General features: G+C 60.8%; 18 protein-coding genes. 14 read left to right on the top strand and 4 right to left on the bottom strand.

Translation table 11 applies throughout. The features are described from left to right. Positions 1-33 precede the first annotated feature (33 nt). Entirely contained in the window at positions 34-1,428 is a 1,395-nt protein-coding gene (locus ACP6KB_RS04800; protein WP_442112289.1) for a PhoH family protein, read from the bottom strand. Positions 1,429-1,738: 310 nt separating this feature from the next. Continuing rightward, complete coding sequence (locus ACP6KB_RS04795) at positions 1,739-2,857, bottom strand: polysaccharide deacetylase family protein (RefSeq protein WP_442112288.1); 1,119 nt, start codon at positions 2,855-2,857, stop codon at positions 1,739-1,741. A gap of 134 nt (positions 2,858-2,991) precedes the next feature. Between ACP6KB_RS04795 and yaaA the strand changes: the two genes are divergently transcribed. Beyond that, entirely contained in the window at positions 2,992-3,771 is a 780-nt protein-coding gene (gene yaaA / locus ACP6KB_RS04790) for a peroxide stress protein YaaA (RefSeq protein ID WP_442112287.1), read from the top strand. A gap of 64 nt (positions 3,772-3,835) precedes the next feature. Here the strand turns inward: yaaA and ACP6KB_RS04785 are convergent, their stop codons facing one another. Continuing rightward, on the bottom strand, positions 3,836-5,074 hold the full coding sequence (locus ACP6KB_RS04785; protein WP_442112286.1) for a hypothetical protein: 1,239 nt from the start codon (positions 5,072-5,074) through the stop codon (positions 3,836-3,838). Positions 5,075-5,314: 240 nt separating this feature from the next. Further along, positions 5,315-6,466 (bottom strand): iron-containing alcohol dehydrogenase, encoded by a 1,152-nt coding sequence (locus ACP6KB_RS04780; RefSeq protein ID WP_442112285.1) that lies wholly within the window; start codon positions 6,464-6,466, stop codon positions 5,315-5,317. 1,083 nt (positions 6,467-7,549) lie between these two features. Here ACP6KB_RS04780 and ACP6KB_RS04775 point away from each other — a divergent pair. From ACP6KB_RS04775 to ACP6KB_RS04715, 13 genes are all read left to right on the top strand, one after another. Further along, entirely contained in the window at positions 7,550-8,866 is a 1,317-nt protein-coding gene (locus tag ACP6KB_RS04775; protein ID WP_442112284.1) for a nucleotide sugar dehydrogenase, read from the top strand. Positions 8,867-8,924: 58 nt separating this feature from the next. Beyond that, positions 8,925-10,415 (top strand): mannuronan synthase, encoded by a 1,491-nt coding sequence (alg8, locus tag ACP6KB_RS04770; RefSeq protein WP_442112283.1) that lies wholly within the window; start codon positions 8,925-8,927, stop codon positions 10,413-10,415. A 37-nt stretch (positions 10,416-10,452) separates the two neighbouring features. Then, positions 10,453-11,619, top strand: a complete 1,167-nt coding sequence (locus ACP6KB_RS04765; RefSeq protein WP_442112282.1) for a PilZ domain-containing protein — start codon at positions 10,453-10,455, stop codon at positions 11,617-11,619. Between the two features lie 12 nt (positions 11,620-11,631). Next, entirely contained in the window at positions 11,632-13,116 is a 1,485-nt protein-coding gene (gene algK, locus ACP6KB_RS04760; protein ID WP_442112281.1) for an alginate biosynthesis TPR repeat lipoprotein AlgK, read from the top strand. Next, the gene (locus tag ACP6KB_RS04755) at positions 13,113-14,594 is read left to right on the top strand and encodes an alginate export family protein (protein ID WP_442112280.1); all 1,482 of its coding nucleotides are present in this window, start codon (positions 13,113-13,115) and stop codon (positions 14,592-14,594) included. The genes algK and ACP6KB_RS04755 overlap by 4 nt, the downstream gene beginning before the upstream one ends. 18 nt (positions 14,595-14,612) lie before the next feature. Next, positions 14,613-16,178, top strand: coding sequence for a mannuronan 5-epimerase AlgG (gene algG / locus ACP6KB_RS04750; RefSeq protein ID WP_442112279.1), 1,566 nt, complete (start codon positions 14,613-14,615; stop codon positions 16,176-16,178). 12 nt (positions 16,179-16,190) lie between these two features. Further along, on the top strand, positions 16,191-17,591 hold the full coding sequence (locus ACP6KB_RS04745) for an alginate O-acetyltransferase (protein WP_442112278.1): 1,401 nt from the start codon (positions 16,191-16,193) through the stop codon (positions 17,589-17,591). A gap of 130 nt (positions 17,592-17,721) precedes the next feature. After that, the gene (locus tag ACP6KB_RS04740; RefSeq protein WP_442112277.1) at positions 17,722-18,777 is read left to right on the top strand and encodes a mannuronate-specific alginate lyase; all 1,056 of its coding nucleotides are present in this window, start codon (positions 17,722-17,724) and stop codon (positions 18,775-18,777) included. A gap of 148 nt (positions 18,778-18,925) precedes the next feature. Beyond that, on the top strand, positions 18,926-20,383 hold the full coding sequence (locus ACP6KB_RS04735) for an MBOAT family O-acyltransferase (protein ID WP_442112276.1): 1,458 nt from the start codon (positions 18,926-18,928) through the stop codon (positions 20,381-20,383). Between the two features lie 11 nt (positions 20,384-20,394). Then, positions 20,395-21,552, top strand: a complete 1,158-nt coding sequence (locus ACP6KB_RS04730; protein WP_442112275.1) for an alginate O-acetyltransferase — start codon at positions 20,395-20,397, stop codon at positions 21,550-21,552. Positions 21,553-21,564: 12 nt separating this feature from the next. Further along, positions 21,565-22,212 carry an alginate O-acetyltransferase AlgF gene (locus ACP6KB_RS04725; protein WP_442112274.1) on the top strand — a complete coding sequence of 216 codons (648 nt, stop codon included), beginning with the start codon at positions 21,565-21,567 and terminating at the stop codon, positions 22,210-22,212. A 33-nt stretch (positions 22,213-22,245) separates the two neighbouring features. Further along, positions 22,246-23,697, top strand: a complete 1,452-nt coding sequence (locus tag ACP6KB_RS04720) for a mannose-1-phosphate guanylyltransferase/mannose-6-phosphate isomerase (RefSeq protein ID WP_442112273.1) — start codon at positions 22,246-22,248, stop codon at positions 23,695-23,697. 118 nt (positions 23,698-23,815) lie between these two features. After that, positions 23,816-24,280, top strand: coding sequence for a multidrug transporter (locus ACP6KB_RS04715; RefSeq protein ID WP_442112272.1), 465 nt, complete (start codon positions 23,816-23,818; stop codon positions 24,278-24,280). Positions 24,281-24,384 lie beyond the last annotated feature (104 nt).

Below are 24,384 nucleotides of genomic sequence, written 5' to 3'. Positions count from 1 at the left end.
AGCCGGGCGGCCTGGCCGCCCGGTGATGAAGGGTTACAGATGCGATTCGGCGTATTCGGCCAGAATCGAACGCGGCACACCCTGCAGGGTGATGTGCACGCCGTTAGGGAAGTCCTTGAAGCGCTCGGTCAGGTAGGTCAGGCCCGAGCTGGTGGCGGACAGGTAAGGGGTGTCGATCTGTGCCAGGTTACCCAGGCAGATCACTTTCGAACCGGTACCGGCACGGGTGATGATGGTTTTCATCTGGTGCGGCGTAAGGTTCTGGCATTCGTCGATCAGGATCAGGCTTTGCTGGAAGCTGCGACCGCGAATGTAGTTCAGCGATTTGAATTGCAGCGGTACCCGCTCAAGGATGTAGTCGACACTGCCGTGGGTGCTTTCATCATCCATGTGCAGTGCTTCGAGGTTGTCGGTGATCGCGCCGAGCCAAGGCTCCATTTTCTCGGCTTCGGTACCGGGCAGGAAGCCGATCTCCTGATCCAGCCCCTGCACGCTACGGGTGGCGATGATGCGCCGGTAACGCTTGCTGACCATGGTCTGTTCGATCGCCGCCGCCAGGGCCAGGATGGTTTTGCCGGAACCGGCCGCGCCGGTCAGGTTGACCAGGTGAATGTCCGGGTCGAGCAGCGCGAACAACGCCAGGCTTTGATGGATATCACGCGGTTTCAGGCCCCAGGCTTCCTGATGCAGCAGCGGTTCCTGGTGCAGGTCGAGCAGCAGCAGTTCGTCTTCGCGGATGCCTTTGATCCAGCCGACAAAGCCCTGCTCATCGATGATGAACTCGTTGATGTGCACCGCTGGCAGGTTGTCGGTCATCTGCACCCGGTGCCAGGTACGGCCACGCTCCTGGCGGGTCTCGACCTTGCTGACGCGGTCCCAGAACGAGCCGGTAACGCTGTGATAGCCCTTGGACAGCAGGGACACGTCGTCAACCAGTTGGTCGGTGCTGTAGTCCTCGGCCGCGATCCCACACGCGCGGGCCTTGAGGCGCATGTTGATGTCTTTGGTCACCAGCACCACGTCGAGGTCTTTGCGCCGACTGCGCAGTTCCAGCAACTGGTTGATGATGATGTTGTCGTTGAGGGTTTCCGGCAGCAGACGGTTCGGTTCGTTGCGCGCGGTCATCAGGATAGACAGAAAGCCCTTGGGCCCGCTCTTGCCACGCTGGATCGGCACGCCCTGCTCGACGTCAGCGGGTGTGGCATCGCCCAGTGTCTGGTCGATCAGGCGGATGGCCTGGCGGCATTCAGCGGCGATGGTCTGCTTGCCGGTCTTGAGTTTGTCGAGCTCCTCCAGCACCGTCATCGGGATAGCGACGTGGTGCTCCTCGAAATTGAGCAAGGCGTTGGGATCGTGAATCAGTACATTGGTATCGAGCACATAAAGGATTGGCTGGTTGGAGGAATTGGTGCGTCCTTGATCATCCATACTCGGTCACCTTTGTGGAAGCCATACAACGCAAAACCTGAACGGTGTTGCGCCGTGAAGTGGCCGCCGGTACTTCCCGTGTCCGCGTCGTTACGGGTGGGAAGCAGCCCTCACAGAATGGGTGCCCAATGACGCCACCTGTGCTGCAGGGTTCGGCGGTCTGTCTTCTTGATACCGCAAAACCCATGACCGAAAAAAGCACTTTTACGTATTTTTGAAGTTTATTTTTCGACAGGGCATTTTGCGCTTGGCGCAGGGTCTAAGCACCGCTACAGTCATAAATCAGCTGCACGTTTTTAGCGGCGAGTTTTCAGCCCCGCGCGGCGTAGTGTCGACAGTCTTCCCAGCCAATTCCGCTTTGTGCCGTTTGCTTGAGCAGCCAGGCGAGCGCTTCCTGAGCCTTCGGTTGCGCATCGTTGAACTGAATTACGCCACGCCGCCACAGCAGCATCAGGGTCAATACCCGTTGCGCCGATTGTTCGGCGCTCAGCGCGCTCAGGTCCTGGGCATCAATGTTCCACAGCACCACTTCAAGCCCCTGGCTGGCAAAGAAACCCTGGCTGTCGGCGCGGCGTTGGCCATAGGGCGGCCTGAACAATGGCACGTATTGCTCGGGCAAATCTGCCTGCACTTGCGCCTGGCTGCGTATAACCGAATTTTGCCAGTCCTGCCATTGGCCATGGGAGCGGTATTGCCAGCCTTGAGTGCCAACGCATTGGCCTTTGTAGAGAGCGCGCAATTGTGTCAGGGAGGTCTTGTCGCGGCGGGTTTGCAGGCTGTTGCCCAGCACAAAGAAGGTCGCCGCGAGTTTCTGCCGGCGCAGGTAGTCGGCCAAGGCTTCGGTACCCAGGCTCGGGCCGGCGTCGAAAGTCAGCATGAACAGGCGGTCATTGAGTTCATCGCCGTTGCGCTCGATCTCGGAGTAACGCGCAATTTCGCTGGCGTTTTGCGGAAACAGCGCCGCTTTTCGCAACAATTCGTTCAGGTAGCGCTGGTGAAATTCGCGGCTGGGTTCGGCCCAACCGGCGTAGAACGAGTCGCTGGCCACTTCGAATTTGGCCGCCTGCTGGCGCAGCTCGGTTTGCGAGTCGATGGCATAGCAGAACGATGCATCCTGCTCGCAGCTTTGCTGCGCCAGCGCATAGTTGCGCCACAACTGCTGCCACAGACGCTCGCGCACCTGGTTGATCGAAGCCAGGTTGATCTGCTTGAGCCCCAGGCGCGCTGCCAGCGCCGGTTCATCCAGTGCTTCACTGGCTTCCAGGGCCTGGGCAAACCCCAGGATTTCGGCACGCGAAGCGACATCGAACAAAGTCGGGCTTTCGAGTTGCTCGGGCCAGTAGGCGCGATCGAAGGTGGTCGGCGCCACAGGTGCAGCGTGCACCGCTGCACTCAACAGGCCGCTCAGTAGTAGAAAAGCAATGCGCACGGTCGAACTCTCCGGTTTCCTCGCCGCGCACTATAGCGTCAAGCGTCGGGATGGTCTGTGGCTATCGAGCTCATAGGTGGAGATCCGCGCGCTCGCCCCGTAGAATCGGGCTCACGATTTCAGGAGCCCGACCGATGCTGACGGTGATTTCCCCCGCCAAGACCCTCGATTACGACACCCCGCCGGTAACCCAGCGCTACACCCAGCCGCAGTATTTGGACGATTCCCAGGAACTGATCGTGCAACTGCGCGAACTGTCGCCAGCGCAAATCAGCGAGCTGATGCACTTGTCCGATAAACTCGCCGGCCTCAATGCCGCGCGTTTTGGCAGTTGGACGCCGGCGTTCACCCCAGACAACGCCAAACAAGCCCTGCTGGCGTTCAAGGGTGATGTGTACACCGGTCTGGATGCCGAAAGCCTCAGCGAAGACGACTTCAGCTACGCCCAGCAGCACCTGCGCATGCTCTCGGGGCTGTACGGCCTGCTGCGCCCGCTCGACCTGATGCAACCGTACCGCCTGGAAATGGGCACCAAGCTGGCCAACGCCCGCGGTAAAGACCTGTATGCCTTCTGGGGCACGCGCATCAGCGAATGGCTGAACCAGGCCCTGGCCGAACAAGGTGACGACGTGCTGCTCAACCTGGCCAGCAACGAGTACTTCAGTGCGGTCAAGCGCAACGCCCTCAAGGCGCGGATCATCAACACCGAGTTCCGCGACTGGAAAAACGGTCAGTACAAGATCATCAGCTTCTACGCCAAGAAAGCCCGCGGCATGATGAGCCGCTTCGTGATCCAGGAGCGCATCAACGACCCTGAACAGCTCAAGCAGTTCGATGTGCAGGGTTACTACTACAGTGCCGAGCAGTCGAAGCCAGACAACCTGGTATTCCTGCGCGATCATCCGGACGCCTGACGGCCCGGGCTTGGTTCCTCGCCGCCAGAAGCTCAATACACCTCTGGCGGCGCCCCTGGACCGGCTACATCGAGCGATTGGGAGCGAGGGTATAGCGCCCTATGTAGCCTGGAGCGCAAATCTCCAACGTCCTGAGCCCGCCAATTTCTCTGACCAGCAGCTTATCCACAGGCCAGTTTTCAGGGAACATCAAATAGCCCTCTTGTGCGAACTGCCTGTCAATCTGCCCTGCGCCATCGAGCCGTACCAGACAACGGAGCATGCTTGCTTGTGTTTGTGGCCGCAATCCAACCAGCACACCGTCACCGTCCTCAGCCAGGTCAAAGGTACGGGTGCGCTCCTCGTCAAATCCACCCTCAAAACGCACCGCGTTACCATTGTTGAAGGTACTGTCGACACTGCCATCCAGGTTCAGACGCAGGACAAAGGCATCATCACCCACGGTTCCACCGCAATAGAGGTGGTTGCGAGTCTGCAGGATGGCATGAGTGGAAACGTGAGCGATATCGGGCAAGCCAGGTAACCGAGAAACAATCCAAACACCGTTATCGGCGAAATCGGTAACCACGCTGCCATACTGATCAACAGCCCCTACCCACGCTTGCACATCATCACCCAGATAGCGATACATACCACCGTAGTAGAATCCCGCGTGTTGGCCATTGTCATGACGCGCAGCTAATCGGAGGGTGAAATGCAAGCGGCCGTTGCGGACGAAGAAGCGCCGCATCCCTACCTCATTGTATGAACGATCCAACTCGCCACTGCTGTCGAACTGGGCCAACCCCGAGTTCACCGCCTGACGGAACTTGTTGTCTGGTACCTGCGGTGCACGGCCTTGCAGCTCAACGTTGAACGGTTCCGCGCCAGGTTTCTGGTTGTAGTCAGCGACGTTCTCAGTGTCAGGATACTGATCTGAGGGCACCCCAGGCTCGTCGGGGTACGGAATGATCTTCAAGCCTTTATTGCCAAAGCTTAAATCCAGCGCTCCGGTTGTACTGTCCAAGCGGTAAAGGACGAAATTCTGACTGCCTCGCAAGGCTGCACCACCGTACAAATGCTCGCCAATCAGCGCAATATCCGGCCAAAATCCCTCTTCCCCCGGCCAGGCAATTTCGCTCTTTCCCTGCGTACCGAATTCGCTTGCTGGCGAACCGTCCTGATGATGTTTCCAGACTGCGAGGCACTGCTCCGCTACCCCTGTCGAATAGTAATAGCCATCCGCCAAAAGCTCAGGACTATCAAGGCTAAACTCACCTGAATGCGGAAGGAATACTTGCTCCCATGCTGAAATACGGTCCATCGTCACGCCCTCAGATACGTATGTGAGCGCTCATTTCACTCCATCCCTGGGCAGACGTAACCTGACATTTTTACCAGTTGCACCCTCCAGGTCTGGTACACCAAAAACTCGGCCATCTCCCGGTCTTTACGAATGTCATCGGAAAAAACGTGCCATCAAGGCTGAACTGGCGGTGGCGGTCCGCAGTTACTTGGTATTCACCATAAGGCACATGGCATTCAAGGCGATTGCGTTAGCCGCTCACAGGATCTCCCGGTAGATCGCACGCACATCGGCCAGACCAAGTTCCCGGGGGTTGCTGCTGAGCAAGCGCTGCTGCTTCATCGCATCAACTGCCAGTGCCTCGATGTCGGACTCGGCGATGCCCAGGTCACGCAAGCAGGTTGCCAGTCCCAGTTCCCCGGCCAGGCTGCCAAGATAGCTGGCCAGTGCCGTGGCTTTTTCTGTATCGCTACCCAAAGTGCCTGGCAGAACGATATCGGCCAGTTGCGCATACAGCGGTGCCACCGCCTCAAGGTTGAAGCGCATCACTGGGCCCAGCACCAAGGCATTGGAAAGCCCGTGTGGCACATGAAAGCGAGCACCCAATGGATACGCCAGAGCATGCACCGCCGCCACCGGAGCGTTGGCGAAGGCCATGCCCGCCAGGCAGGCGCCCAGCAGCATGTCCTCGCGCGCTTGCAGGTTGCTACCGTCCTGGCAGGCTTTGAACAGGCTGCCCGACAACAACCTCAGTGCCTCCTTGGCCAGGCCGTCGGAAATCGGGTTCTTCAGGTGCTTGGTGGTATAGGCCTCGATGGCATGCACCATGGCATCGATACCGGTTGCCGCCGTGACGTGCGGTGGCAGGCCCAACGTGAGCTGGGCGTCGAGCACGGCCAGATCGGGTAGCAACAGCGGCGAATACACCACGTTCTTCTCTCCGGCGCCGGTGGTTACCACCGACACCGACGTCACTTCCGAACCGGTGCCTGCCGTGGTCGGCACCAGAATCAGTGGTAGGCGCGGGCCCTTGGCGTTGTTGATGCCATAGGCCTCGCTCAAGGATTCACCACTACGCGCCAACAGGGCCGCCAGTTTGGCGGCATCCAGCGAACTGCCGCCACCGAGGCCCACCACACAATCGGCGCCACAGGCTTTGGCGGCACTGACTGCGGCCTCGATCACCGACTCCGGCGGGTCGGCCTGCACCTGGGAAAACACGGTGACACTGACCCCCTGCTCCTGCAGCCCGGCAAGCACCGCATCCAGCAGCCGCGCAGCAATCACCCCGGCATCGGTTACCAACAGAACCGAGGTGCCGCCCAACGCGCGTACGTGGCTGGCGAGCCGGGTTGAAGCACCCTGCTCGATGATCATTGATGGAGTGGTTCGAAACACCAATTTCAACATGGAAGCCTCACGAGTAGGTGTATTGCACTGTTGTTTTTTTTCTGGCGATTTCCACGCTCATGCACCGGCCGCGCGCCTCAGCCAATGGGCGTCTGCGTGGCAGCTTGCTTGTCCGAGAATATGAATGTGCGAGCGCGAGTGTACGACGCTCGTGCCTTGAATTTCGCGCCTTCGCGGCGAATCCGGAATGGCCTTCGCACGCGACTCGCCACAAAAATTATTTATGTTATTTATCAGTGAGTTAGATTGATTTTTCGTACACCAGAATGCGGACAAAAAACACCTGGGCACCCCTGGGCTTGAGCCGGACCTGCTCCCGCCATAAGTCCAGGCCGTGCGACGCGAACACCTAGGTGTCCAGTCTCGGAGCGTCATGGACATTTTGGCCATGCACATAACGCCAGCATTCAGTCGAGCGATGAATCGGCAGAAAATCTCACCGGCGAAGCGCAATTATTTTGAAAAAATTCGAAAAATAATTTCAGTACTGGCACAAAAACATCCCACCCCGAGTTCGCCCTTTATATACAGGGTCGAAACCAACAAGTGCTATCAAAGTGGAAGTAATGGCACTTGAAAAAATATTTAGAAATCTTTCACCTTCAGCGAACCGCGTTCGGAACTTATCCCCTCGCGCATCGCTCATACCACCCGTAACGATTCTCGCACCGTATGTAAGAGATGACTTACAAAACAGTTGCGATGCACAACCTGTGTGCAGCACAACAACTGAAACTTGGAAGTCGACAAGCGTACTTTCAATCAAGAGCAGGAGAGCCGCGCCCTAACAATTCGTCCTAGTGGTTGATTTCAAAGGATTTAATCCACTTGAAAGAGCAAGCACTGCAGTATCGGAATACCGCGCTGCAATAAAGACGGCTGCATTTCAGGGCACGTCCATAACTTTGGCCATTGACTGCCAACTTTGAGTGCGAATTACCTTTGCACTCCCTATTTATATGCCTGCGATCGGTGAAGTGACATCTTTTTGCCACAACTCCGCTCGCCCGTAAATTGCTGGTTAATCAATCCGGTCTGGCTCTGCTAGTTGAGCCGGCATGATAAACACATGAGGTGATAGCGATGCGTATCAGCATCTTTGGTTTGGGTTATGTAGGTGCAGTCTGTGCCGGTTGCCTGTCCGCACGGGGTCATGACGTGATTGGTGTGGATGTTTCCAAGACCAAGATCGACCTGATCAATCAGGGCAAGTCGCCAATTGTCGAACCCGGGCTGGAAGCACTGTTGCAACAAGGCATCAACACCGGTCGCCTGCGTGGCACCACCGACTTTGCCGCAGCCATCCGTGACAGCGATCTGTCGATGATCTGCGTTGGTACGCCGAGCAAAAAGAACGGTGACCTGGGCCTGGAATACATCGAGTCGGTGTGCCGCGAAATCGGCTATGTGCTGCGCGAAAAGTCCAGCCGCCACACCATCGTGGTACGCAGCACGGTACTGCCAGGCACGGTGAAAAATGTGGTGATCCCGATTCTGGAAGACTGCTCGGGGAAAAAAGCCGGGGTTGATTTCGGTGTTGCGGTCAACCCGGAGTTCCTGCGCGAAAGTACCGCCATCAAAGATTACGACCAGCCGCCCATGACCGTTATCGGCGAACTGGACACCGCCAGCGGCGACGTTCTGCAGTCGCTGTACGAAGAACTCGACGCACCGATCATCCGCAAGGCCATCGAAGTGGCAGAGATGATCAAGTACACCTGCAACGTCTGGCACGCGGCGAAAGTGACCTTCGCCAACGAGATCGGCAACATTGCCAAAGCCGTGGGTGTCGATGGCCGCGAAGTGATGGATGTGGTCTGCCAGGACAAAACCCTGAACCTGTCGCAGTACTACATGCGCCCGGGCTTTGCCTTCGGCGGCTCGTGCCTGCCCAAAGACGTACGCGCCCTGACCTACCGCGCCAGCAGCCTGGACGTGAAGGCACCGCTGCTCAACTCGCTGATGACCAGCAACGAATCGCAGGTGCAAAACGCCTTCGACATCATCGAAAGCCACGACAAGCGCAAAGTCGCCCTGCTCGGCCTGAGCTTCAAGGCCGGTACCGATGACCTGCGCGAAAGCCCGCTGGTAGAGCTGGCCGAGCGCCTGATCGGCAAAGGCTACGAGCTGAACATCTACGACAGCAACGTCGAGTACGCCCGCGTTCACGGGGCGAACAAAGACTACATCGAGTCGAAGATCCCCCACGTCTCGTCGCTGCTCAATGCCGACTTCGACCAGGTCATCCACCACGCCGACGTGATCATTCTGGGTAACCGCGACGAGAAGTTCCGCGCCCTTGCCCAGCAGGCCCCCGAAGGCAAGCAGGTCATCGACCTGGTCGGCTTCATGAGCAAAACCAGCTCGCCTGCCACCCGCACCGAAGGCATCTGCTGGTAACCCGGCAGGCGGCGCAGGGCCTTCGGGCCCTGCCCCTTCTCTTTTTCACTGGATACGGATGCAGAACATGCAAAGGCTCAAGCACGGCCTGCTACAGGTCGCCGGTTGGCTGTTCTACGTGAGCCTGCTCATGCTGATCGCCCTGGCCTTGCCCAACTCCATTTTCGATCCCGACTCGAAGGATTTCATTTTCCTCGTCGGTGCGGTCGGTATCTGGCGTTACTCGATGGGCGCCACCCACTTCGTGCGCGGCATGGTGTTCCTCTACGTGGTCTACCCGATGCTGCGGCGCAAAGTGCGCAAGCTGGGCAGCGCCGCCGATCCGTCCCACGTTTACCTGATGGTCACCAGTTTTCGCATCGACGCCCTGACCACTGCCCAGGTCTACAGCTCGGTGATTCGCGAGGCGATTGCCTGCGGTTACCCAACCACCGTGGTCTGTTCGCTGGTGGAAATGTCCGACGAACTGCTGGTGAAGAGTCTCTGGGAAAAATTCAATCCGCCCGACCGCGTCACCCTGGATTTCGTGCGGATCGCCGGCACCGGCAAGCGTGACGGCCTGGCCTACGGTTTTCGCGCCATCTCCCGTCACCTGCCCGACGACAACGCCGTGGTGGCCGTGATCGACGGTGACACCGTGCTGGGCGAAGGTGTGGTGCGCAAGACCGTGCCGTGGTTCAAGTTGTTCGCCAACGTTGGCGGCCTGACCACCAACGAATTCTGCGAAGTGCGCGGCGGCTACATCATGAGCGAGTGGCACAAGCTGCGCTTCGCCCAACGCCACATCAACATGTGCTCGATGGCCCTGTCCAAGCGCGTGTTGACCATGACCGGGCGCATGTCGGTGTTCCGCGCCGCAGTGGTGACCAACCCCGAGTTCATTGCCGACGTCGAGAACGACTCGCTGCAGCACTGGCGCCTGGGCCGCTTCAAATTCCTCACCGGCGACGACAAGTCCAGCTGGTTCAGCCTCATGCGCCTGGGCTACGACACCTTCTACGTGCCAGATGCAGCGATCAACACGGTTGAGCACCCGCCGGAAAAAAGCTTCATCAAAGCCAGCCGCAAGCTGATGTACCGCTGGTACGGCAACAACCTGCGGCAGAACTCACGGGCCCTGGGCCTGGGTATCCGCCGTCTGGGCTTGTTCACCAGCGTGGTGTTGTTCGACCAGCGCGTGTCGATGTGGACCAGCCTGCTCGGCCTGACCGTGGCAGTGATTGCCAGCCTGCAATTCGGCCTGGGCTTTTTGCTGGTGTACCTGCTGTGGATCGGCATCACCCGCCTGATCCTGACCCTGATGCTGCTGTGCTCGGGGCACAACATCGGCCCGGCCTACCCGCTGATTCTTTATTACAACCAGATCGTCGGCGCGATCATGAAGATCTACGTGTTCTTCCGCCTCGACAAGCAGTCCTGGACCCGCCAGCCCACTGCACTCAAACGCGATCTCGCCAGCTTTCAACAATGGTTCAACACCTGGTCCTCCCGGACCATGACCTTCTCGGCGGCCAGCATCTTCATTGCTGTGCTGTTCATGGTCGTGTGAGCCGGAACCCGATTGGATTAAACAGGAACAAATCGCCATGAATACCGCCGTGAACGTCAATGTCGTGCATGAGTCAGAAGCCCAGCGTCAGCACGCCCGGGTGCGTATCCCAGCCAAGTTGCGCTACCTGGGCAGCAGCCGCGAAACCCTGGAAGTGAAGGTTGACGACCTGTCTGCCGGGGGCCTGAGCTTCCATGCCAAGCACCCGCTGAAAGTTGGCGAAGTGCTGCGCGGCCGCTTGCAGTTCACCGTCGACAAGCTCGGTCTGGCCATGGACATCGAGTTCCAGGTGCGCTCGTTCGACAGCGCCAGCGGGCGCACCGGCGTGCAGTTCCAGAACCTCGAGCCACGTGACATCGCCACCTTGCGCCACATCATCACCTCACACCTGTCGGGTGAGCTGATTACCGTCGGCGACGTACTGAGCACCCTGCAGCGCGACAACTTCACCAAAGCCCGCAAGCAGAAAGACGCCGGCGCCGGCATGAGTGCCTTCGGCCGCCTGCGCGCAGTGACCTTCAGCCTTGGCGTGTTCGTGGTTGGCGTGGCGGCGTTCGGCTTTATTGCCAAGTCGGTGTACGGCGTGTACTTCGTCAGCCACGCCCAGGCGGGTGTGGTCAGCGTGCCGACCACCAACGTCACCATGCCTCGCGACGGTACCGTGCAAAGCCTGGTCGAAGACGGTGGCCGTGTGCTCAAGGGAGCGCCGCTGGCCTCGTTCAGCACCAGCATGCTGGACATGCTCAAAGGTCACCTCGACGACCAACAGCTTGAGCCGAGCAAGGTGGAAGAACTGTTCGGCAAGCAAATGAGCGGCACCCTGACCAGCCCGTGCGATTGCGTGGTCAGCCGCCAACTGGTGGATGACGGCCAGTACGCCAGCAAAGGTCAGGTGATCTTCCAGCTGATCCCACGTACCGCCAACCCGACCATCGAAGCGCGCTTCAGCTATCGCCAGTTCAACGACGTCAAGCCGGGTACCCAGGTCAACTTCCAGATTGCTGGCGACGAAGCCTGGCGCACTGGCGAAATCGTCAGCAGCACCAGCCTGAACAGCGAAGACCTGTCCTCGGACATTCGCGTGCAGATCAAACCGCAAGGTGCCCTGCCCGCTGAACTGGTGGGCCGCCCGGTTGCGGTAGACAGCGACAGCGGTCCATCGCTGGACTGGCTGATCGACAAAGCCGTGGCCCGTGGGCTCTAAGAGGACAAGCCCATGACCACCACCTTTCCCCCTGTAGGAGCGGGCTTGCCCCGCGATAGCGTTTGCAGCCTGACAACCCGAATCGCGGGGCAAGCCCGCTCCCACCGGTGTGTGGTGCTAGGGCTGGCATTGGCCATCAGCCTGGCCGGTTGCGCCGGGCTGCCCGACCAGCGTCTGGCCAATGAAGCCCTCAAGCGCGGCGACACCGCGCTGGCCGAACAGAACTACCGGCAGTTGGCCGATCTCGGCTACAGCGAAGCGCAGGTAGGCCTGGCCGACATTCAGGTACAAACCCTCGACCCGGCCAAGCTCAAGCAAGCCGAGGCCACCTACCGCGCCGCCGCAGCGATTTCGCCGCGCGCCCAGGCCCGCCTTGGCCGCCTGCTGGCCGCCAAGCCGGATGCCTCGCAAGCCGAACGCGAAGAAGCCGAAACCCTGCTGAAAAAAGCCTTCGCCAACGGTGAGAGCAATACCCTGATCCCGCTGGCCATGCTCTACCTGCAATACCCGCAGAGCTTCCCGAGCACCAACGCGCAACAGCAGATCGATCAGTGGCGCGCCGCCGGTTACCCGGAAGCGGGCCTGGCGCAGATTCTGCTGTACCGCACCCAGAACACCTACGACCAGCACCTGGCCGAGGTCGAGCGGATCTGCAAGGCAGCACTGAGCAGCACCGACATCTGCTACCTCGAGCTGGCCACGGTTTACCAGAAACGCAGCCAACCTGAGCAGCAGGCCGCCCTGCTGGCGCAGATGAACAGCGCTTACCAACGCGGCGCGATCCCGGCCACGCGGGTCGACAGTGTGGCCCGCGTTCTGGCTGACCGCAGCCTTGGCCCGACCGACGAGAAAACCGCCCAGGCCCTGCTCGAACAGATTGCCCCGGCCAACCCCGCTTCCTGGGTCAGCCTGGCGCAGCTGCTCTACGACTTCCCCGAACTGGGTGACAGCGAGCAGTTGCTGGCCTACATCGACAAAGGCCGCAGCGCCCAACTGCCGCGTGCCGAGCTGCTGCTCGGGCGCCTGTACTACGAAGGCAAAAGCGTGCCGGCCGATTCCGAGAAGGCCGAAACCCACCTGCTCAGCGCGGCCAACGCTGGCGAAATCAGCGCCCACTACTACCTGGGGCAGCTGTACCGCCGCGGCTACCTGGGCACTGTCGAGCCACAAAAAGCCGTCGACCACCTGCTGACCGCCGCCCGTGGTGGCCAGCTCAGCGCCGACTATGCCCTGGCCCAATTGTTCAGCGAAGGCCACGGCATCCGCCAGGACCCGGTCAATGCCTGGGTGTTCAGCCAACTGGCACAAGCCAACCCCAGCGATCAATCGCGTGAGCTGGCTGCCCAGCTCGACCAGCAACTCTCCCCGGCGCAAAAGGCCCAAGGCCAGCGCCTGCTGCAACAGGAGCGCCAGGCCCGTGGCGCCCGCGGCCAAGGCATCGACGCCCTGGCCCTGCAGGCCGTGCCAGCACCCGAACAAGGCGAGGACTCCCTATGACACTCAATCCGTGGATGAAAGCCGGCCTCGGCCTGGGCTTCGCCCTGCTGTGGTCGTGCCCGACCCTGGCGGCCATGACCGCTGAAAAGAACTTCGGCCTCGATGTGAAAATCACCGGCCAATCGGAAGACGATCGCGACCTCGGCACCCGTTCCGGCGGTGACGTCAATGGCCTGGGTCTGGACCTGCGCCCTTGGGTCTATGGCGAACGCGGCAACTGGAGCGCCTTTGCCATGGGCCAAGCGGTTACCGCCACCGACATCATCGAAACCGACACCCTGCGCCAGTCCGGCGACGAAGCGGAAACCGACAGCGGCAATGCCGACGGTCGCGAGGCCGACAAAAGCTACCTGGCGATGCGTGAATTCTGGGTCGGTTACAGCGGCCTGACCGCCTACCCCGGCGAGCAACTGCGTTTCGGTCGCCAACGCCTGCGCAATGAAGACGGCATGTGGCGCGACACCAACATCGAAGCTTTGAACTGGACCTTCGACACCACCTTGCTGCGTGCCAACCTCGGGGTTGCCGAGCGCTTCAGCGAATACCGCACCGACCTCACCGAGCTGGCCCCGGAAGACAAGGACCGCCTGCACGTGTACGGCGACATCGCCACGCAATGGACGCCCGGCCACTGGGTGGGCCTGCGCGCGCACCACACCCATGATGACGGCAACCTGAAAAATCCTGGCGAACGCGTGGACGAGCTGGACAAGACCCGCACCGGCGACCTGACCTGGCTCGGCCTTGAAGCCAACAGCGACGCCTACAACTGGCGCAACCAGAACCGCGTCAACTACTGGGGTAGCGTGACCTGGCTCAGCGGTGATCGCGACAGCCTCAACACCACCACGGTCAACGGCGAACAGGTCGCCAGCGGCAAACAAAGTGGCGACGTCAACGCCTGGGCCACCGACCTCGGCATCCGCCTGCGCCTGGACCCGAACTGGCAAGTCGGTGCCGCCTATGCCCGCGGGAGCGGCGGCGGTGGCAGCGATGGTTCCGGCAACTACGAGCAAACCGGGCTGGAGAGCAACCGCTCGAACTTCACCGGCACCCGTTCACGTGTGCACCGTTTCGGCGAAGCCTTCCGTGGCGAACTGGGCAACCTGCAGGCTGCGACCCTGTTCACCTCCTGGCAACTGCGTGACGACTACGACGCCAGCCTGATCTACCACAAGTTCTGGCGCGTCGATGGCGACCAGAACATCGGCAGCAGCGGCATCAACGCCGTGGTCGAGGACAACGGCATCAACCGTCCGTTGATTCAGGGCGAGAAAGACCTCGGCCAGGAAATGGACGTGGTGGTCACCAAGTACTTCAAACAAGGTCTGCTGCCAGCGGCCCTGAGCCAGTCGGTTGATGAGCCATCGGCACTGGTACGCCTGCGTGCCGGTGTGTTCAAGCCAGGCGACGCCTATGGCAAAGACACCGACTCGTACATGCATCGCGCCTTCGTCGACGTGATCTGGCGGTTCTGATGCCGGGAGTGCACTGATATGAGCCTTCAAACAAATAGCCTGCAGCGCTTGCTGGCCGGCACCCTGCTGCTGGCCAGCAGCATCGCCCTGGCCAACGCCCAGGCGGCTGCACCGGTGGCCAAAGGGCTGCAGCAGGCCAAGACCTACACCGTCAGCAGTGCGCCGATCGAACCGCTGCAGATTCCAGCGCCGACCCTGCCCGATCTGTCTGGCTATACCGCCGAGGCGGTGCAGAACAAGATCCAGCGTGCGCACAAGGGCAAGGTCTCGGTGCGGCGCATGCTGCAAGAAAACGCGCTCAAGGAGTTCATCGGTGGCGACAACAAAATGGCCGAATGGGTGGCGCGTCAGCACGGCATTCCCCAGGCGATTTTCATCGATGACGGCCATGTCGATTTCACCGAACTGAGCAAGCGCGTGCCCAAGCAGTACCTGAGCGAAACCTCGCCTGGGGTGTACCTGGCGCGCCTGCCGATTGTGGTGGGGGCCAAAGGTGTGCTGGAAATCGACGCCAAGGTCAAAGCGCTGCGCCTGTCGCAGGAAGGCGGCTCGTTTATCGTCAACGACGGCAAACTGTTCGTCACCGACACCAAGGTCACCGGCTGGCGCGAGAAGGACAACGGCCCGGCCACCTTCCGCTCAGCCAATGAGTTCCGCCCGTTTCTGCTGTCGTGGGGCGGTACCGAGACGTATATCGTCAACAGCCAGATGGCCAGCTTCGGCTACGCCAAAAGTAAATCCTACGGCGTGAGTATTTCCCAGTACACGCCGAACATGGCCAAGCAGATGGGCCGCCCGGAGCCGACCGGCTGGATCATCGGCTCCGAGTTCAGCGACATGTGGTACGGCTTCTACTGCTACGAAACCAGCGACTTTGTGGTCAAAGACAGCACCTACCGCGACAACATCGTCTACGGCATCGACCCGCACGACCGCTCGCACCGGCTGATCATTGCCGGCAACACCGTCTATGGCACGAAAAAGAAGCACGGGATCATTATTTCCCGTGAGGTCAACGACAGCTGGATCATCAACAACAAGAGCTACGACAACAAGCTCTCGGGCGTGGTGATCGACCGTAACAGCGTCAACAACCTGATCGCCTACAACGAGATCTACCGCAACCACACCGACGGCATCACCCTGTATGAGAGCGGCGACAACCTGATCTGGGGCAACAAGGTCATCAGCAACCGCCGCCACGGCATTCGCGTGCGCAACAGCGTCAACATCCGCCTGTACGAAAACGTCGCCATGGCCAACGGCCTGGTGGGTGTGTACGGGCACATCAAAGACCTCTCCGACACCGATCGCGACATCGCCCTCGACCCGTTCGACACCAAGGTTTCGCTGATCGTCGTCGGTGGCGAGCTGGCAGCCAACCGCAGTGGGCCGCTGTCGATCGACTCGCCGTTGAGCGTCGAGCTGTACCGGGTCTCGATGCTGGCCCCGAGCAAGGCCAGCGGTATCAGCTTTTCCGGTGTGCTGGGGGAACGTCAGGACGAAATCCTCGACCTGATGGTGCGCCAGCAGAAAGCCGTATTGATCGACCCGGTCGAACGCCAGACCGAAATGGCGGATTGAGGAAGCCACGACATGACCCCACACCTGATGAAACTGCTGGGCCTGAGTGCGGCCCTGATGGCGCTCAGCAACGGCGCGCAGGCCGAAACGGCGCAGGCCCCAAGCTTCAGCGCCGAACCCTGCTGCCAATTGTGCCCCGAAGCGCACGACGCCAGTCGCTACACCACACGCTATCAGCAGAACTTCACCACCCTGGTGCAGGCGCAGGGCGACTGGCTGTTCCGTACCCGTGAAGACCTGCGCACCGAATTCCAGACCACCCCGGCCGGCTACAAACGCCTACAGCAGCTGCACGACGCCTTCAAGGCGCGGGGTATCGAGTTGGTGGTGGTGTATCAGCCCACCCGTGGCCTGGTGAACCGCAACATGCTCAACCCCGCCGAGAAAGCCGCGTTCAACTACGAGAAAGCTTTGGGCAATTATCAGGCGATGCTCGCCCGCTTCAGCAAGATGGGCTACAACGTGCCGGACCTGTCGCCCCTGACCAACGAGCAACTGGCCGCAGCAGACCAGGGCAAAGACTTCTACTTCCGTGGCGACCAGCACTGGACGCCATACGGCGCTGAGCGGGCGGCGAAAATCGTCGCCGACACCGTGCACAACATGCCGGCCTTCGCCGACATTCCGCGCCGCGAATTCGAAAGCCACAAGTCCGGACGCATGGGTAAAACCGGCACCCTGCACAACGTTGCCGGGCAGCTGTGCGGCACCAGCTATGCGGTGCAGTACATGGACCAGTTCGTCACCGAACCGAAAGGCGAAAGTGGCAGTGACGACCTGTTCGGCGACTCCGGTAACCCAAAAATCACCCTGGTCGGCACCAGCCACAGCGGCAAGAACTACAACTTCTCCGGCTTCCTTGAACAGTACATCGGCGCCGACGTGCTCAACGTCGCCTTCCCCGGTGGCGGCCTTGAAGGCTCGATGATCCAGTACCTGGGCAGCGACGACTTCAAGAACAATCCGCCGAAGATCCTCATCTGGGAATTCTCACCACTGTATCGCCTGGACCAGGAAACCATCTGGCGGCAGATGCTCGCCCTGCTCGATAACGGCTGCGAGGGCAAACCGGCGCTGATGCACGCCAAGACTGCCCTAAAGTCGGGCAAGAACGAGCTGATGGTCAACGGCAAAGGTGGGGTGATCAAAGACCTGACCAACAAGCGTCACCAGCTGGATATCCGCTTCGAAGACACCTCGGTCAAGGTCCTGCAGGCTACCCTCTGGTACCTCAATGGCCGTCACGAAGACCTGAAAATCGAAAAGCCGGAAACCGCCGACACCGATGGCCGCTTCGCCTTCCAGTTGCGCGAAGACGAGGACTGGGCCAGCCAGACCTTGCTCGCAGTGGAAGTCCAGGGCCCGCAAAGCGGCACCCAGAACGTCGAAGCCACGCTGTGCCAACGAAAGTGAGCCACTAATGAACATGCTCAATATCCTACCCACCTCTGTGGGAGCGGGCTTGCCCCGCGAAAAAGCCGGAACAGCTATCGCGGGGCAAGCCCGCTCCCACAGTGCCTGTTCACACCTCAAGGCACTTGGATTGGCATTGGCCCTGTTTGGTCCGGCTGCACACGCCGCCGGGCTGGTCCCGCCACCGGGTTACTACGCCGGCATCGAGAAACTCAAAACCGGCCCTGGCAACTACACCTGCGAAGCTGTGCCCAAGCCCTACACCGGCAAGCTGCAATTTCGCAGCAAGTACGAAGGCTCGGACAGCGCCCGTGCGACCCTGAACAAGGCTTCGGAAAAAGCCTTCCGCGACTCCACCGCCAGCATCACCACGCTGGAGCGCGGGGTCAGCAAACAGGTGATGCAGTACATGCGCGACGGCCGCCCGCAGCAACTCGATTGCACCCTGAAATGGCTGGGTACCTGGGCGCGTGCCGATGCGTTGATGTCGAACGACTACAACCACACCGGCAAGTCCATGCGCAAATGGGCGCTAGGCAGCCTCAGCGGTTCGTGGCTGCACCTGAAGTTCTCCAATTCCCAGCCGCTGGCGGCGCACCAGCAAGAAGCCGAACTGATCGAAAAATGGTTTGCCCGCCTGGCCGATCAAGTGGTCAACGACTGGAGCAACCTGCCCCTGGAGAAGATCAACAATCACTCCTACTGGGCTGCCTGGTCGGTGATGGCCACCGCCGTCGCCACCGACCGCCGCGACCTGTTCGATTGGTCGGTGAAAGAGTACCGGGTCGCCGCCAACCAGGTCGATGACCAGGGCTTCTTACCCAACGAGCTCAAGCGTAAGCAACGTGCCCTGGCCTACCACAACTATGCCCTGCCACCGCTGGCAATGATCGCCAGCTTCGCCCAGGCCAATGGCGTCGATGTGCGCCCCGAAAACCATGGCGCCCTGAAACGCCTGGGTGATCGGGTGCTGTCCGGGGCCAAGGATCCTGGCCCGTTCAAGGCCAAGAGCGGCGAAAAACAGAACATGAACGACCTGAAAGTCGAGAGCAAATACGCCTGGCTCGAACCCTGGTGCAGCCTCTACCGCTGCAGTGCCGATGCCCTGGAGAAAAAGCACGACATGCAGCCGTTCAGAAACTTCCGCCTGGGCGGCGACCTGACCCGAGTTTACGAACACCGGTAGGAGCGGGCTTGCCCCGCGATGCGATGTCGCTGACACACCGCAATCGCGGGGCAAGCCCGCTCCCACCGCAACGGTTTCCCCGGTGATTGTTCACGGGGGGTTTGGGGGGCTGCTGCCCCTATATGGATAACGACAAGGAGAGATCGGGATGGTGTTTTCGTCCAATGTGTTCCTGTTCCTGTTCCTGCCGATCTTTCTCGGCTTGTACTACTTGAGCGGGCAACGCTATCGCAACGCCCTGTTGCTGCTGGCCAGCTACCTGTTCTACGCCTGGTGGCGCGTGGACTTCCTGGCGCTGTTCGCCGGGGTTACCCTGTGGAACTACTGGATCGGCCTGAAAGTCGGTGCCGCCGGTGTGCGTACCCAATCGGCGCAGCGCTGGCTGTTGCTCGGGGTGGCCGTCGATCTGGGCATCCTCGGCTACTTCAAATACGCCAACTTCGGGGTCGACAGCCTCAACGCGATCATGACTTCGTTCGGGCTTGAGCCGTTCATCCTCACCCACGTGCTGCTGCCGATCGGTATCTCGTTCTACATTTTCGAATCGATCAGCTACATCATCGACGTGTACCGCGGCGACACCCCAGCCACGCGCAACCTGATCGACTTCGCGGCCTTCGTGGCGATCTTCCCGCACCTGATCGCCGGCCCCGTGCTGCGCTTTCGCGACCTGGCCGATCAGTTCAATCACCGCACCCATACCCTCGACAAGTTCTCCGAGGGCTGCACGCGGTTCATGCAGGGTTTTATCAAAAAGGTATTCATCGCCGACACCCTGGCGGTGGTCGCCGACCACTGCTTCGCCCTGCAGAACCCGAGCACCGGCGACGCCTGGCTGGGCGCCCTGGCGTACACCGCGCAGCTGTATTTCGACTTCTCCGGCTACAGCGACATGGCCATCGGCCTGGGCTTGATGATGGGTTTCCGCTTCATGGAAAACTTCAAGCAGCCTTACATCAGCCAGTCGATCACCGAGTTCTGGCGGCGCTGGCACATCAGCCTGTCGACCTGGCTGCGCGACTACCTGTACATCACCCTGGGCGGCAACCGTGGCGGCACCTTCGCCACCTACCGCAACCTGTTCCTGACCATGCTGCTGGGCGGCCTGTGGCATGGCGCCAACTTCACCTACATCATCTGGGGTGCCTGGCATGGCATGTGGCTGGCCATCGAGCGCGCCCTGGGCCTGGACACCAACCCGCAGCGCTTCAATCCGGTCAAATGGGCCTTCACCTTCCTGCTGGTGGTGATCGGCTGGGTGATCTTCCGCGCCGAGAACCTCGATGTCGCTGCGCGCATGTACGGCGCCATGTTCAGCTTCGCCGACTGGCAGCTGTCGGAACTCAATCGCGCCAACCTCACCGGCCTGCAAGTCGCCACCCTGCTGGTGGCCTACGCGAGCCTGGCGTTCTTCGGCCTGCGCGACTTCTATCGCAACGCCAAGCCCGAACCCAAGGCGCAGCCGGTGGCCGTGCATGCTGACGGCAGCCTGAGCCTGGACTGGGGGCTGTACGCCACCCGTGCCCTGGTGCTGCTGCTGTTTGTCGCCTCGATCCTCAAGCTCTCGGCGCAAAGCTACTCACCGTTTCTCTACTTCCAGTTCTGAGTGAGGCGACCATGACCCGATCATTACGCAAACTCTATTCCGTGCTGTTCCTCGCCCTGCTGTTGGGCCTGGGCCTGTGGTCGCTGGGCGGCTTGGGTAGCTTCCAGCGCACCGCGCAAATGAGTGTGCTCGACGGCAAGCTGGCAAAAGCCGCCGAAACCCACTACGACGAGCAGTTTCCGCTCAAACGCATCGGCACCAACCTGTGGGCAGCGCTGGACTTCAAGCTGTTCAACGAAGGTCGCCCTGGCGTGGTACTGGGCCGCGAGCAGTGGCTGTTCAGCGACGAGGAGTTCAAACCGGTCGCCAACAGCGATCATTTCGAACAGGAAAACCTCGCCCTGATCCGTGGTGTGCGCGACACCCTGCAACAGCGCGGCGTGCAACTGGTGCTGGCGATCGTTCCGGCCAAGGCGCGCTTGTACAGCGAGTACCTGGGTGAACAAACTCCGGCCAGCCTGCACGACGACCTGTACAACGAGTTCCATGCCCAGGCCCGTCAGGCCGGCGTGTTTGCCCCGGACCTGCTGGCGCCGCTGACCACCGCGAAAAATCGTGGCCAGGTGTTCCTGCGCACCGATACGCACTGGACGCCGCTGGGCGCCGAAGTGGCCGCCCAGCACCTGGCTGAAGCGGTCAGCCGCCAGAACCTGCTCAGCGGCGAACCGCAGCAGTTCATTACCGAACAGCGCCCCGGCGCGCCGTACAAAGGCGACCTGACCAACTTCCTGCCGCTCGACCCGCTGTTCAGCAACCTGCTGCCGCCACCGGACACCCTGCAGGCACGCAGCACCCGCCCGGCGCAGAGCGCAGCACAAAACCCTGACGCGCTGTTTGCTGACAACCAAATCCCGGTGGCTCTGGTAGGCACCAGCTACAGCGCTAACCCCAACTGGAACTTCCTCGGCGCCTTGCAGCAAGCCCTGCGCAGTGACGTGGTCAATTACGCCGAAGACGGCCATGGCCCGCTGCTACCGATGCTCAAGTACCTGCAAAGCGCGGCCTTCAAAGACAGCGCCCCGCAAGTGCTGATCTGGGAGTTCCCGGAACGCTATCTGCCAATGAAGAACGACCTCAGCGACTTCGATCCACAGTGGATCGCCCAGCTGAAGAAAACCCGTAATGCCAATCACGATCTGGCCCTGTCGTCCAATCGGACGGAACACTGAGAGGTAACGCACATGACCACCAAGCACCGTATTGCCAAAGCCTTTGCCCTGACTGCCGGCATGAGCCTGCTCTCGCTGCAGGCCTGGGCCGGCGCCGATGCCGCCCTGTACGGCCCGAGCGCGCCGAAGGGTTCAACCTTCGTGCGCATCTACAACGCCGGCAACCAGGCGGTCAGCGCCAGCGTCGGCAACACCCAGATCAATGACGTCGCAGCGCAGGCCAGCAGCGACTTCAGCTTCATGCCGCAAGGCGACTACAGCGCCAAGCTCGGTAGCCAGAGCCTGCCGGTCAAGCTTGCCGCCGACCACTACTACACACTGGTCAACAACGCGGCCGGCGCGCCGCAGTTGGTTGAAGAACCGCCGTTCAAGAACAAACAGAAATCCCTGGTACGCGTGCAGAACCTCAGCAACCAGGCCCTGACCCTGAAAACCGCCGACGGCAAGACCGAGGTGGTCAAGCCGGTGGCAGCCAAGTCCCGCGGCGAGCGTGAAATCAATCCGGTCAAGGTCAGCCTGGCCTTGTACGAAGGCGACAAAAAAGTCAGCGACCTGAAGCCAGTGGCGCTGGAGCGCGGCGAAGCAGCGGTGCTCTACGTCACCGGTTCCGGCGACTCGCTGTCGCCGGTCTGGGTCAAGCGCCCGGTATCGACCCGTTAATCAACTGCCTTTTTCAAACTTCGGAGAACACTCATGATTCCAGTCATCCTGTCCGGTGGTAGCGGTTCGCGTCTGTGGCCCCTGTCGCGCAAACAATTCCCCAAGCAGTTCCTGGCCCTGACCGGCGAGCACACGCTGTTCCAGCAAACCCTGTCGCGCCTGGTGTTCGAAGGCATGGACACACCGATTGTGGTCTGCAACAAGGACCATAAATTCATCGTCACCGAGCAATTGCAGAACCTGAAGCTGCAAACCCAGGCGATTCTGCTCGAACCCTTTGGCCGCAACACCGCACCGGCCGTCGCGCTGGCGGCGATGAAGCTGCTCAATGAAGGGCGTGACGAGTTGATGCTGGTGCTGCCAGCGGATCACGTCATCGACGACCAGAAAGCCCTGCAACGCGCCCTGGCCCTGGCCACCGTGGCCGCCGAGCGTGGCGAGATGGTGCTGTTCGGCGTACCGGCAAGCAAACCGGAAACCGGCTACGGCTATATCAAATCGAGCCAGGACGCGCTGCTGCCCGAAGGCGTCAGCCGGGTCGCCCAGTTCGTGGAAAAGCCCGACGAGAAACGCGCCACTGAATTCGTCCGGGCCGGTGGCTACTTCTGGAACAGCGGCATGTTCCTGTTCCGTGCCAGCCGCTTCCTCGAAGAGCTGAAAAAGCACGACCCGGACATTTACGACACCTGCCTGCTGACCCTTGAGCGCAGTGAAGAAGACGGCGATAACCTGAGCATCGACGACGCCACCTTCGCCTGCTGCCCGGATAACTCCATCGACTACGCGGTGATGGAAAAAACCCAGCGCGCCTGCGTGGTACCGCTCAGTGCCGGCTGGAGCGATGTGGGTTGCTGGTCGTCGCTGTGGGAGGTGCATGACAAAGACAGCAACGGCAACGTCACCAAAGGCGATGTGGTGGTACAAGACAGCCGCAACTGCATGATCCACGGCAACGGCAAACTGGTCTCAGTGATCGGCCTGGAGAACATCGTCGTGGTCGAGACCAAAGACGCCATGATGATTGCTCACAAAGATAAGGTGCAAGGCGTCAAGCAACTGGTCAACACCCTCAACGAACAGGGCCGTAGCGAAACGCAAAATCATTGCGAAGTGTATCGGCCGTGGGGCTCGTATGACTCGGTGGACATGGGCGGACGTTTCCAGGTCAAGCACATCACGGTCAAACCGGGTGCCAGCCTGTCGCTGCAGATGCACCACCACCGCGCCGAACACTGGATCGTGGTGTCGGGCACCGCTGAAGTGACCTGTGACGAAAACGTCTTCCTGCTGACCGAGAACCAGTCCACCTACATCCCGATTGCCTCGGTGCACCGCCTGCGCAACCCGGGCAAGATCCCGCTGGAGATCATCGAGGTGCAGTCGGGCAGCTACCTGGGTGAGGACGATATCGAGCGTTTCGAAGATATCTACGGGCGCTCGACGCCGATTGAGCGTGGGGTATCGATCAAGTCCATCGCGCAGTAAGCGCTTTATCGCGGGGCAAGCCCGCTCCCACCGGTTGTGTCTGAACCGGTGGGAGCGGGCTTGCCCCGCGATGCTTTTTGGTTAGGATAAAAGCATTTCCGACCACAAGGCCGTGTCCATGATCATCGGTGCCCTACTCATCCTCACCTGGCTGGTGCTGTTGCTGCGCTACCCCGCCAAAGCCCTGCCGATTTCCCTGGCGGCCGTTTTCGGCCTGGCAATGGTGGCCCTCTGGGTAGTCTGGCAGGACAACCGCGAAACCCGCCAACTGGCGCGCCTGGACCTGCGCCTGACCTACGCCCCCGAGCAATGCCCGGCTGACCGCCCACTGCGCGTGCACCTGAAAAACGGCAACGATGTGCCGCTGCAAACCTTGCGCTGGCGCGTCGCCGCCTATGCACCGGGCGACAGCGTCAACCTCAGCGAAAACACCTACAGCGCACCGCGCTACCGCGGCCCCGGCGAACTGCAGCCAGGCGCCGAGTGGAGCGACTGCCTGCCATTGCCACCGCTGCGCTCTGGTTATCGCCCGCAATCGGTGGAGTTTCACGCGGAACAACTGCGCGGCAGCTTCAGCAATTAGCCGTAGGAGCGGGCTTGCCCCGCGATGCAATTCCACTGACACACCGCAATCGCGGGGCAAGCCCGCTCCCACAGCACCGCTGGCATTTGCGTCGACGGGCGAGC

This window comes from Pseudomonas sp. NUPR-001 (genome assembly GCF_052147955.1).
Classification (GTDB): Bacteria; Pseudomonadota; Gammaproteobacteria; order Pseudomonadales; family Pseudomonadaceae; genus Aquipseudomonas.
Note: the sequence above shows the minus strand (reverse complement) of the source record. Positions and strands in the feature narration are given on the sequence as shown.